The organism is Flavobacterium sp., from assembly GCF_965277525.1.
Classification (GTDB): Bacteria; Bacteroidota; Bacteroidia; order Flavobacteriales; family Flavobacteriaceae; genus Flavobacterium.
The window spans coordinates 162947-174556 of record NZ_CBDIDC010000003.1; the positions used below are offsets into that span (position 1 = coordinate 162947).

Genomic DNA, 11610 nt, shown 5'->3' on the forward strand with positions numbered 1-11610 from the left:
TTTAATAATCTGCTAAAGTTGAGGTATTTTGAGCTAAGGCACTTGCCAATTGATCATTGCTTGGTGCTTTTCCGTGCCATGCATGTGTGTGCATCATAAAGTCAACTCCGTTACCCATTTCAGTATGTAATAGTATACAAACTGGTTTTCCTTTTCCGGTTCTTGATTTAGCATCATTCAAGCCAGCAAGTATTGCATCGATATTGTTACCTTCTTTGATTTCAAGAACGTCCCAGTCAAAAGCTTCAAATTTAGCACGAATGCTTCCCATTGGTAAAACTTCGTCAGTTGTTCCGTCAATTTGTTTTCCATTTAGGTCAATAGTCGAAATGATATTGTCTACTTTTTTGGCAGAAGCATACATGATCGCTTCCCAGTTTTGACCTTCTTGTAGCTCACCGTCTCCGTGTAAAGAATAAATGATATGATTGTCACCATTTAATTTTTTAGCTTGAGCAGCACCAAGAGCTACAGATAAACCTTGTCCTAATGAACCAGAAGCAATACGAACTCCAGGTAATCCTTCGTGAGTTGTTGGATGTCCTTGTAAACGTGAGTTTAATAATCTGAAAGTTGCAAGTTCTGAAACAGGGAAATAACCGCTACGTGCTAATACGCTATAAAATACAGGAGAAATATGACCATTTGAAAGGAAAAAAAGATCTTCTCCAATTCCGTCCATATCAAAACCTTCTTTACGCTCCATGATATTTTGGTACAGTGTAACCAAAAATTCAGTACAACCTAGTGAACCACCTGGGTGACCTGAGTTGACAGCATGTACCATTCGAAGAATATCTCTTCTTACTTGGATAGTTAAATCGCTTAATTGTTGTGTGTTAGGCTTCATTTTATATGTAAAAGTTAAACTGAATGCAAAAGTAATTGTTATTTTGCGGGCTGACAAATGATTTTTCGCTTTAGTTTGGCGTAATTGTTAAATTATAGGCCTTTTTTTGTAGATGTTAAAAAAAACGTCGTATTATTTTGGATTTTTTGAATGAGAGAATAAAATCGATCCTTTTTTTTGCCGAAAAAGCATAAAAAAAGTCCCGATTTGGGACTTAAGAGTTTGTTCAATTGAATGTGAAAAAAGATTTTATTCAGTATCACCTTCACTGTAAAAATTATTTTCTTCATCTTCAGAGCCAATGTCTTCCTGTTGGTCGTCAAGTTCTGAACCTGGAATGTCTAAATCGTTTCCGAGTTTGTCACTATTTTGTTTCCATTCATGATTGTCCTGATTGATGATTTTTTCTGTAGAAATTTCTTCAGGATCAATGTCTTCAAGCTTGTCCTCATTGGTGTAAATGTCTTCTGAAGCAGGATAATCTAATTCTTCCAGGTTTTTTTCGATTTCATTTTCGTTTGCTGGATTTTTTTCTTCTGAATTTATCATGATTTCTTTTTTTTATAGTATTCTATAAAGTTATAAAATCTATGCTTTGGTATTGTTATAATTTTTAAATCAGAAAGTTGTAGTATTCGCATCTTTTGATTTAAATTCCAATTTTTAAAACCCAAATTCCAATTTTAAAACTGAGATATTAAATAAAAACCCACTTTGTATGTTTGATAATTATCTCGTTTTCTAATTGACAAATTCTCTGATTTTCTTAATATCGCTCCAGGTAATCAATTGAATATTATTTTCTTTTAGTTTTGATTTGCATTCTTCACTTGTAAAAAAATTAAAGTCGGTTTGGCGCCATGCTGAACCAAAATTAGGATGATGGATTGTGATGCCTTGCATCTCGAAATCATCAAAAGCCGGATGAAGCAGGAAAACATTGAATCCGGACTGAATGTTATCCAGTGCTTTTGCATAAGAATGCCGCAGGTGACCTTTTTCGAAATCACTAAAGTTTCCAATTAAAAGGTGATCAGCTAAAAGAGTGTTTTCAAAATTATATTTCTCATCAGATAAGCTTATAGAATCAACAAATTGTTTGTTGATGAAAACAGGTAAATGATATGTTTTTCCCAGTTCTTTGTAAATTTCTAAAATTTCAGGAGTAACACCAACGCTGCACATATGAGAATCGAGATGTGTTGGTCGGATTCCGAATTGTAATGCTTTTTCAATTTGGGCGGTGAGTTCCTTTTTTATTTCGGATGGAATTGCATTGTTCTTAAAATCGGCTCTGGTTTTATAGAAATAACCGTTTTGATCGACTAAACTTGGAACTTCAGTAACAGGAAGAAGTGGGCCAAATTTGTAGTTTTCCCACTCACAAGTTAGTGTGAGATGAATTCCGCAATCGTAATCCGGATTATTTTTGGCAAATGTTGCCATTTCAAAGAACCATGCGCAGGGAACCATTATACTATAGGAATTTACGGATCCGTTTTGAAGCCCTTTTATAGTAGCCTGATTTTCGGAATGTGATAATCCGGCATCATCGGCATGAATGATTAAGAGTTTGGTATCTTCAGGATATCCAAGTTTTTGAGCTAAGTTCATTTTTATTTTTTCTAGGTGGATAGATGATATGCGGATTTTTACGGATTCAAACAGATTTATTATTGTTATTTTATTAGGGGATTTACTTTGTGGTGCTTCGACTCCGCCTGACATTTCGACTCCGCTCAGTAAGTTATTTTGACTCCGTTAAGTCTGAGGGTTCAGCTCCGATGAGCTTCACTAACTTTGCCGGATTTTATTCAAATTTAAAAATTTCTTGTCAAACTGTCACGTCTTTTTTTGCGTTAGGTATGGTAGCGGTAGCTCCCGATAGCTATCGCGATTAGGAAATGCTCAAAAACTTTAAAGTTTACATTTTTTAAAATCCCAAATTCCAGGTTGATGAAGCATCATTATCTAATTTTCTAATTGACAAATTAACTAATTAAAATTTCCTCAAATTGCCTATCTTTGCCGACTGAAAAAAGAAACAGATGAAGTTTGATTTATTGCAAAAAGATCCGCAATCTAAAGCGAGAGCGGGAAGTATTACTACAGATCATGGCGTAATTGAAACGCCTATTTTTATGCCTGTTGGAACTGTAGCTTCGGTAAAAGGGGTGCACCAACGTGAGCTTAAAGAAGATATTAATCCGGATATTATTCTGGGAAATACATATCATTTATACCTGCGTCCGCAAACTGAAATTCTTGAAAAAGCGGGTGGATTGCATAAATTTATGAATTGGGATCGTAATATTTTGACGGATTCTGGTGGATATCAGGTGTATTCTCTTTCGAATAACAGAAAAATTAAGGAAGAAGGAGTAAAGTTTAAGTCACACATTGATGGTTCGTATCACTTTTTTTCACCGGAAAGTGTAATGGAGATTCAACGTACGATTGGGGCTGATATTATCATGGCTTTTGATGAATGTACGCCTTATCCTTGTGATTACAGATATGCGCAGCGCTCGATGCACATGACACACCGTTGGTTGGATCGTTGTATTAGTCATTTAGATAAATTGCCTTTTAAATACGGCTACGAGCAAACATTTTTTCCGATTGTTCAGGGAAGTACTTATAAAGATTTGCGCCAACAATCAGCTGAATATATTGCCAATTCCGGACAACAAGGAAATGCAATTGGCGGATTGTCAGTAGGGGAACCTGCAGAAGAAATGTACGCCATGACAGAAGTTGTTTGCGAAATTTTACCGGAAGATAAGCCACGTTACTTAATGGGAGTGGGAACTCCGATTAATATTTTGGAGAATATTGCGTTAGGGATTGATATGTTCGACTGTGTAATGCCAACTCGTAATGCCAGAAATGGTATGTTGTTTACAGCAAACGGAACAATCAACATCAAAAATAAGAAGTGGGAAGACGATTTCTCTCCAATCGACGAAATGGGACATACTTTTGTAGATACAGAATACACAAAAGCATATTTGCGTCACTTATTTGCGGCTAATGAATATTTAGGAAAACAAATTGCAACGATTCATAATCTTGGTTTTTACATGTGGTTGGTTCGTGAAGCGAGAAAACATATCTTAGCAGGAGATTTTAGACCATGGAAAGAAATGATGGTTAAAAATATGAGTCAAAGACTATAAAAAAGTGTCAAGTCGCATGTTTCAAGTTTCAAGTTCTTCACTGAAACCTGAAACTTGAAACAAATAAAACTTGAAACTTAAAACAAAAACAAATCTATGCTGACGATAATAGATAAGTATATTTTAAAAAGATATTTAGCCACTTTCTCGGTGATGATCTTATTATTTATTCCGATTGGAATTGTAATTGACGTCTCTGAAAAGGTGAATAAAATGCTGGAAAATAAGATTCCGTTTACTGCAATCGCAATCTATTACTACAACTTTACCGTTTATTTTGCGAACTCTTTATTTCCGATATTTTTGTTTTTGTCGGTAATTTGGTTTACCTCAAAATTGGCGAATAATACGGAGATTATTGCGATTTTAAGTTCCGGGATTTCTTTTACCCGTTTTTTACGACCGTATATTATTGGTGCTTCTATCGTTTCGGTTTTTGTACTTTTAATGGGGTTTTTCATCGTTCCCGCTGCCAGCGAAGGCTTCAATAATTTCAGGTATACCTATTTGAAAGGAAATGGAAAGCAGCTGATGCGAGGTGAAAATACAAACGTATACAGACAGATTAATGATAACGATTTTATCTTTGTAAATAGTTTTAATGAAGAGTCTAAAACAGCTTTTAATTTTACGTTAGAACATTTTGAAAAAGAAAAAATGACGTATAAAATTACAGCTAGTCGTATTAAATGGGATCCGAAAAAGAAGATCTATATTTTGTATGATTATACCAAAAGGACACTTGGAGAACTTAATGATAAGATCGAAAAAGTACCTGAAAAGAATGTTGCTTTCAAATTTGAACTGGCAGATTTAACTCCGGTTGTTTATATTGCGGAGACACTGCCTTTGGGGAAATTGATCGATTTTATTGAAAAAGAACGTAAAAGAGGTTCAGGAAATATCAATACCTACTTAGTGGTACTTTATAAAAAATATAGTGTACCGGTTTCTGCCTTTATCCTAACGATTATTGCTGTTGCGGTTTCGTCTATGAAACGTCGTGGTGGTATGGGAACGAATCTTGCTATTGGAATTGCGATTGCCTTTTCATTTGTCTTTTTTGACAAAATATTTGGTACTCTTGCCGAAAAATCTACTTTCTCACCCTTATTAGCAGTCTGGTTCCCGAATATTGTTTTCGGAATTCTGGCGGTTTACTTATTACGCAATGCGAAACGATAATTTAAAAAGTTATTTAAATCTTCATTTAATTGTTTTTATCTGGGGTTTTACGGCTATTCTTGGCGCTTTGATAACCATTGATGCCGAAAATTTAGTTTGGTTCAGAATGTTTCTTGCAGGCGTTTTTCTGGCCGCCTTTATAGTATATAAAAAACAATCCTTTGTAATATCAGCAACATCATTTGCCAAATTAATTTTTGTTGGATTGTTGATTGCGCTTCATTGGATTTTCTTTTTTAAAGCTATTCATGTTTCTAATGTTTCTATAACACTTTCGATATTTTCGTTAGGTGCTTTTTTTGCCTCTTTACTGGAGCCACTTTTTTACGGAAGAAAGATATTATTTTATGAAGTTTTCTTCGGATTGATTATCATCGCTGGTTTGGCTTTAATTATGCAGGTGGAAGTGAAGTACCTGCACGGAATGTATTATGCCCTGGCTTCTATCATTCTTGGGGTATTGTTTACTCTGATGAATGGGAAGTTAATTTCCGATCATGAACCTTCAGTAATTACGTTTTATGAGTTTGGTGCAGGAGTTTTCTTTATTTCAATTTATTTTTTAGTACAAGGAAAATTCAATGCTGATTTCTTTACAATGTCATTAAATAACTGGATTTTACTATTGGTTTTGGCTTCGGTTTGTACGGCGTACGCTTTTACGGCATCGGTCAAAGTAATGCAGAAACTGACTCCGTATACCGTTATGTTAACGACTAATTTAGAGCCTGTTTACGGAATTATGCTGGCTTATTTTATTCTGGGAGGAAAAGAAAAAATGAGTACAGAATTTTATATTGGCGCCTTGATAATTGTAATTACAGTGATCTTAAATGGCGTTTTTAAACATTATAAAAATAAGAAAGAAGTGTAATAATTTCCTTATTTTTAAATTACATTTTTACATTTTAAATACGATTTAATCACACCAATGATATAATATTTTTATATTTGCGGTTCGATTTACAAACAAAATTCAAAAATCCATGGAATATTTAGATTTTGAGCTTCCAATAAAAGAACTTGAAGAACAGTTACAAAAGTGTGTTATAATTGGAAAAGAATCTGATGTTGATGTAACATCTACCTGCAAGGAAATCAACAAAAAATTAGAACAAACTAAGAAAGACATATACAAAAACCTTACAGCCTGGCAACGAGTTCAGCTGTCAAGGCATCCAAACAGACCTTATACTTTAGATTATATCAGAGCAATTTGTGGAGATACATTTTTAGAACTTCATGGAGACAGAAATTTTAAAGATGATAAAGCCATGGTTGGTGGGTTAGGAAAAATAAACGGTCAGTCGTTTATGATTGTAGGTCAGCAAAAAGGTTTTAATACAAAAACACGCCAGTACCGTAACTTTGGTATGGCAAATCCTGAAGGATACCGTAAAGCTTTGCGTTTGATGAAAATGGCAGAGAAATTTGGAATTCCGGTTTTGACTTTAGTAGATACTCCGGGTGCATATCCGGGACTTGAAGCCGAAGAAAGAGGACAAGGAGAAGCTATTGCCAGAAATATTTTTGAAATGGTTCGTTTGAAAGTACCAATCATTACGATTATCGTTGGTGAAGGGGCTTCCGGAGGAGCTTTAGGAATAGGTGTTGGTGATAAAGTATACATGTTAGAAAATACTTGGTACTCTGTAATTTCGCCGGAATCATGTTCGTCTATTTTATGGAAAAGCTGGGAGTACAAAGAACGTGCTGCCGATGCTTTAAAATTGACTTCGTCTGATATGAAGAGACAAAAATTAGTAGATGATGTAATACCTGAACCGCTTGGTGGAGCACATTATGACCGCGAAACTACTTTTAAAACGGTTGCGGAATACGTTACCAAAGGATATAATGAATTGAAAGACTTATCAACAGCCGACTTAATTGCCCAAAGAATGGACAAATATAGTAATATGGGCGAGTATAAAGAGTAAATTCATGCAAAACGATTTAAAATCCGAAGCCTTACCGTTTCGGATTTTTTTTTGGTTATGAACAAAATAAACTTATTTATAAACAATTAATAGTTATAACTCGATAGCAATTTTTTTTTAAATTTTGCTACTTTCGCTATATGGAAAATTTCAAAAATGTAAATCCTGCAAAGGTAAATAAACCCTCAATTATTAGTTTAGAAAAAGGAAAACTTCCTCCGCAAGTTCTTGATTTAGAAGAAGCTGTGCTTGGGGCAATGATGATTGATAAAAAAGGAGTTGATGATGTAATTGATATTTTGCAAGGGGATGCTTTTTATAAAGAGGCACATAAATATATTTTTGAAGCAATCGTTCAGCTTTTTACCGAAACACAGCCAATTGACTTGTTGACGGTTTCGACTCAGTTGAAAAAAAATGGAAAGTTAGAATTGGCTGGTGGTGATTTTTATTTAATTCAGCTTACTCAAAAAATTGCATCTTCGGCGCATATCGAATTTCACTCGCGTATCATTCTTCAAAAGTTTATCCAAAGAAGTTTGATTCGTATTTCTACTGAAATTATCGAAGCGTCTTATGATGAAACTGCTGATGTTTTTGATTTGCTTGATCAGGCCGAATCAAAACTATATGAAGTAACACAAGGAAATATTAAACGTAGTTCTGAAACTGCTCAGAGTTTAGTACTTCAGGCTAAAAAGAAGATTGAGGAGATTGCAAAACAAGAAGGTTTAAGTGGTGTCGAAACCGGTTTTACGAATCTGGATAAACTGACTTCCGGATGGCAGCCCAGCGATTTAATTATTATCGCGGCGAGACCTGCGATGGGAAAAACTGCCTTTGTACTTTCGATGGCAAGAAATATCGCTATTCAGTATGGGCATGGTGTGGCTTTGTTTTCTCTTGAGATGGCATCGGTTCAGTTGATTACGAGGTTAATTTCGTCAGAAACAGGACTGTCATCAGAAAAATTACGTACAGGTAAATTAGAGCCACACGAGTGGACGATGTTAAGTACCAAGGTAAAAAACCTGGAAAAGGCGCCTTTATTTATTGATGATACGCCATCACTTTCTATTTTCGATTTAAGAGCAAAATGTCGTCGTCTGGTTTCGCAACACGGTATCAAGATTATAATTATTGATTATTTGCAGTTGATGACTGCTGGAGGAAATAATAAAGGAGGAGGAAATCGTGAGCAGGAAATCTCGACCATTTCCCGAAACTTAAAGGCCCTGGCAAAAGAGCTAAACGTTCCTGTAATTGCACTTTCTCAGTTATCACGTGCCGTTGAAACGCGTGGATCCAGTAAACGTCCATTGCTGTCGGATCTTCGTGAATCCGGAGCGATTGAGCAGGATGCTGATATTGTTTCGTTCTTATACCGACCAGAATATTACAAAATTGAAGAATGGGATGATGATGAGGCATCGCCAACTGCAGGCCAGGCAGAGATAATGATTGCTAAACACCGTAATGGTGGTATTGAAAATATTCGATTGAAATTTATAGGACACCTTGGAAAATTTGATAACCTGGATGATTTCTCCGGTAGTTATGATGATTTACCATCAAAAATGAATCATGAAGACAATCCGTTCATAACTAAAAGCCTGCCTTCGGCTAATGAAGCTTTTGGCAGCAATTTAAATGATGACGATGATGATAGTGATGTTCCATTTTAACAAAAAAAGTTAAAGCCTCTTTGTGAGGCTTTTTTTATGTCTAATTGTTAATTTCTTTGATAAAAATGAGTAGTTTAGCGAAACAATTGATCGAACAATTGCATATTAACCTTTAACCAAAAACAAATTATATTATGTCTAAAGAAAATCTGGGAAGTGTAGAAGTCGCCTTAACTGAGGCTAAGGTATGGGTAGATAAATATCGTAAAGCTCCGGCAGAAAATGAAGAAGGTAAGAAGAAAGTAGATGCCTATCTAATTCCTTTGGAATCTCTAAAGTTAGTACTAGATCAGGATATTGATGCTGTTCGTGCTTATAAAGGTATTAATAATGCAGGGGAGCAGGTTTTATTATTCGTTGGTACTAAATTAGATAAAAAAACAGGCATTTACAGAGATGTTTTCAAATCAGGAAGCGAATTTGAGAATGATGCTGTTGCTTATGATGCTACCCGTCCATGTCCTCCAAACGGAGATCCTGAAAGTCCACTTTAATTGAACAGCATGCTGTATCTTTTTTTTACATACTTTGGTTATTTAATTTTAATAATCAACTTCATATTATATTCTAAGGGCTTTTCCAGATTTGGGAAAGCCTTTCAAACGTATTCTGGTTATCTCCTTTTGTTAGTAGTGGTTCAGCTTGCAATGGAGATTCTGCTTTTCTTTCATAAAAACAACCTCTATTTGATTCATTTGTATTTTATAGGACAGTTTGTTTTGTTAGGAATATTTTATAAAATGCTTTTAGAAGATCCGTTGCAAAAAAAGATAGTTACCATTTCTTTATATACAGGTTTGATGATATTAGTTGTTCAATATTCATTAGAACCCGGATTATTTTTTAAATTTAATTTACTTGAAATTGTAGTAACATCCCTGCTGGTCGTTTTTTTTGCATTAATGTATTTGTACAATATGCTTACCGGTACCAGAAAGTATTATTATATTACAATTGGCGTAATTGTATATTTACTGGCGAGTACAGTATTATTTCTTGTAGGTAATCTGACTATTGGCTTGAGTAATGAATTTAAATTGATGACCTGGAATCTAAATGCCTTCTTTGTAGCCATGAATCAATTGTTTATTTTATATGAGTGGAAAGTGAGCTTTAGTTCTAAAAAAGAAATAAATACAACAATATGATTGCGAGTCCGGTTTACGAAAAAGAAATAGTAGCCATAATTTTGTACACTTCATGTTTTTTCATGATAGTGGCAGTTTTTTTAGTGGTGTTTTTTTATTTCTCCAGAAAAAAAATCATTCAAAAAGAAGTAGAAAAAAGGGATTTGGAAATTCATTTACAAAAAGAGCAATTGCATGCAGTTATCGTTACGCAAGAAGAAGAGCGAAAACGAATTGCTCAGGACTTACATGATGATATTAGTTCTAAGCTTAATATTGTTTCATTAAACGCACATCTGCTTTCTTCACCCAATCTCACAGAAGATGAAATAAAAGAGATTACCGATAACATTATTAATTTAACGGCAAAAGCGTTAGAAAATTCAAGAAAGATTGCCCATAATCTATTACCTCCGGTTTTTGAAAAATTTGGACTCAATGCCGGTGTTGAAGAATTATCTCAGGAATTCGAAAGCAGTAAGTCTGTAAAAGTGAATTATAAAAATCAAATTGATTTTGATGACAACGACATCGATCGTCATTTGCATGTTTTTAGAATTCTGCAGGAATTAATGAATAATTCATTACGTCATGGAAAAGCAACAGAAATTTGGGTTGATTTTAAAAGTATAAATGAACTTAATACCTGTAAGTATAAAGATAATGGAACTGGTTTTGACAGTAAAAATACTGAAAACCAAAAGGGCCTTGGTATGAGAAACATTGATAGTCGAATTTCATTTTTGGACGGAACGATAACGCTCGACTCTCAAATTGGCAGTGGTATTGTTGTGATTTTTACTTTTTAGGTTAAAATTTTGAGGTAAAAAACCAATTTTCACCAATATGTTAGTATTATTCAACTGTTTTTGCTGCATATTTTGTAATTTCGTCGGACCAAACGACCAAAATCAAATAAAATGAGTGCCGCTATTAAAATTGCTTTAGTCGATGACGAAGTTTTATTTCGGAAAGGAATATCTTTTTTGTTGCAAAGAGAAAATAATATTGATATTATTTTTGAAGCAGCTAACGGAGAAGAACTTCTTGCTAATTTAGATGATAATGCAATCAAACCTGATATTATTGTGATGGATTTGAAAATGCCTATACTAAATGGTGTCGAGGCAACAAAAATTATCCGAAAATCATTTCCTGATATTAAAATCATTGCTTTAACAAGTTATGATACCAAATCATTTATTGCAAATATGATTCAGGTTGGTGCCGTGGCTTATCTAATAAAAAATACAACTCCAAAAGATTTAATTTATACCATCAATCAAGTCGCAAACAAAGGTTTTTATTATAACGAAAATGTCTTAAAGACAATTCAGGAAACCATTATTTCGACTAAAAATTCAAAAGGAAATCTGGAAACTAGTTTTCTTTCTCCCCGTGAAATAGAGATTCTACAACTTATTTGCCAGCAAAAAACGACTACAGAAATTGCAGAGCATCTTTATCTAAGTCCGAGAACCGTAGAAGGGCATCGTAATAATTTATTACTAAAAACAGAGTCCAGAAATATTGCAGGATTAGTTGTGTATGCCATTCAAAATGAAATTGCAGTTTTGACAATTTAAATTTTAGCTTGTTAAATATTGAATGGATAACACATAGTACAAAATAATAGTGAGTACA

12 protein-coding genes are annotated in these 11610 nt (G+C 34.2%); 9 read left to right on the forward strand and 3 right to left on the reverse strand.

What is annotated here, in order from left to right; all coding sequences use genetic code 11:
- Nucleotide 1 precedes the first annotated feature (1 nt).
- The 3 genes from ACQY44_RS07405 to ACQY44_RS07415 form a co-directional block, all read right to left on the reverse strand.
- Nucleotides 2-850 (reverse strand): transketolase, encoded by an 849-nt coding sequence (locus ACQY44_RS07405; RefSeq protein ID WP_428229755.1) that lies wholly within the window; start codon nucleotides 848-850, stop codon nucleotides 2-4.
- 249 nt (nucleotides 851-1099) lie between these two features.
- Nucleotides 1100-1399 (reverse strand): hypothetical protein, encoded by a 300-nt coding sequence (locus ACQY44_RS07410; RefSeq protein ID WP_428229756.1) that lies wholly within the window; start codon nucleotides 1397-1399, stop codon nucleotides 1100-1102.
- A 192-nt stretch (nucleotides 1400-1591) separates the two neighbouring features.
- Nucleotides 1592-2464: a polysaccharide deacetylase family protein gene (locus tag ACQY44_RS07415; protein WP_428229757.1), complete on the reverse strand. Its 873-nt coding sequence runs from the start codon at nucleotides 2462-2464 to the stop codon at nucleotides 1592-1594.
- A gap of 434 nt (nucleotides 2465-2898) precedes the next feature.
- On the opposite strand from ACQY44_RS07415, the gene tgt reads away from it, so the two are divergent.
- From tgt to ACQY44_RS07460, 9 genes are all read left to right on the forward strand, one after another.
- Entirely contained in the window at nucleotides 2899-4029 is a 1131-nt protein-coding gene (gene tgt / locus ACQY44_RS07420; protein WP_428229758.1) for a tRNA guanosine(34) transglycosylase Tgt, read from the forward strand.
- A gap of 96 nt (nucleotides 4030-4125) precedes the next feature.
- Nucleotides 4126-5214 (forward strand): LptF/LptG family permease, encoded by a 1089-nt coding sequence (locus ACQY44_RS07425; RefSeq protein ID WP_428229759.1) that lies wholly within the window; start codon nucleotides 4126-4128, stop codon nucleotides 5212-5214.
- Nucleotides 5201-6088, forward strand: coding sequence for a DMT family transporter (locus ACQY44_RS07430; protein ID WP_428229760.1), 888 nt, complete (start codon nucleotides 5201-5203; stop codon nucleotides 6086-6088). Before ACQY44_RS07425 ends, ACQY44_RS07430 begins: the two co-directional genes overlap by 14 nt.
- Before the next feature lie 112 nt (nucleotides 6089-6200).
- The gene (locus tag ACQY44_RS07435) at nucleotides 6201-7154 is read left to right on the forward strand and encodes an acetyl-CoA carboxylase carboxyltransferase subunit alpha (protein ID WP_428229761.1); all 954 of its coding nucleotides are present in this window, start codon (nucleotides 6201-6203) and stop codon (nucleotides 7152-7154) included.
- A 140-nt stretch (nucleotides 7155-7294) separates the two neighbouring features.
- Entirely contained in the window at nucleotides 7295-8839 is a 1545-nt protein-coding gene (gene dnaB, locus ACQY44_RS07440) for a replicative DNA helicase (protein ID WP_428229762.1), read from the forward strand.
- Between the two features lie 134 nt (nucleotides 8840-8973).
- Nucleotides 8974-9333, forward strand: coding sequence for a hypothetical protein (locus ACQY44_RS07445; protein ID WP_428229763.1), 360 nt, complete (start codon nucleotides 8974-8976; stop codon nucleotides 9331-9333).
- A gap of 192 nt (nucleotides 9334-9525) precedes the next feature.
- Nucleotides 9526-9987 (forward strand): hypothetical protein, encoded by a 462-nt coding sequence (locus tag ACQY44_RS07450; protein ID WP_428229764.1) that lies wholly within the window; start codon nucleotides 9526-9528, stop codon nucleotides 9985-9987.
- Nucleotides 9984-10775, forward strand: a complete 792-nt coding sequence (locus tag ACQY44_RS07455) for a sensor histidine kinase (RefSeq protein WP_428229765.1) — start codon at nucleotides 9984-9986, stop codon at nucleotides 10773-10775. The genes ACQY44_RS07450 and ACQY44_RS07455 overlap by 4 nt, the downstream gene beginning before the upstream one ends.
- 111 nt (nucleotides 10776-10886) lie before the next feature.
- Nucleotides 10887-11552: a response regulator gene (locus ACQY44_RS07460; RefSeq protein WP_428229766.1), complete on the forward strand. Its 666-nt coding sequence runs from the start codon at nucleotides 10887-10889 to the stop codon at nucleotides 11550-11552.
- Nucleotides 11553-11610 lie beyond the last annotated feature (58 nt).